Source organism: Gracilibacillus saliphilus, assembly GCF_010994085.1.
Lineage (GTDB): Bacteria > Bacillota > Bacilli > Bacillales > Amphibacillaceae > Gracilibacillus > Gracilibacillus lacisalsi.
Genome location: NZ_WJEB01000086.1, coordinates 1 through 489, shown reverse-complemented (window position 1 = coordinate 489; position 489 = coordinate 1). Strand labels below are relative to the sequence as shown.

1 protein-coding gene is annotated in these 489 nt (G+C 35.6%); it reads left to right on the top strand.

Annotated elements, in window-relative coordinates:
* Positions 1-479 (top strand): DUF4352 domain-containing protein (locus GHT08_RS21960; protein ID WP_163583502.1); only part of this gene is annotated, 479 nt, incomplete at its 5' end.
* Positions 480-489 lie beyond the last annotated feature (10 nt).

Below are 489 nucleotides of genomic sequence, written 5' to 3'. Positions count from 1 at the left end.
GTAATAGTGAAGAAGAAAATGATGAATCGACAGAACAACAGTCTCAAGAAGAAACCGATAGTGACGAAATTTTAAGCCTGGGAGAGACAGGTAGAGTTGAAAGTACATTGGGTGAATACGAAGTAATAGTTAAAAACTTTGAAATTTTGGAAGAAATGGAGGGGGAAGCTCCTTTGCGTGATCATTTTATTCTTGTGGACTTTGAAGTCAACAATACAGGAAATGAGTCTATTGAAGGAAAAGAAATATATAATGCAGGGTTGATTAACCTTAATGATGATTTAGCTGCTGAGAACACATCTTTCTATGAATCCATTGGTTTATTAGACGAAACATTAGAAAGTGGAGATAGAACATCTGCACAATTTCTATTTGATGTAAATGAGTCAGATAGTTATGATTTGGTTTTAAATCTTGGACTTTCCGGCGTTGCAACAGAAGTAACTTGGCGATTTAGCGTAGATGAAGCAAGTAACTAAATGATTGGGG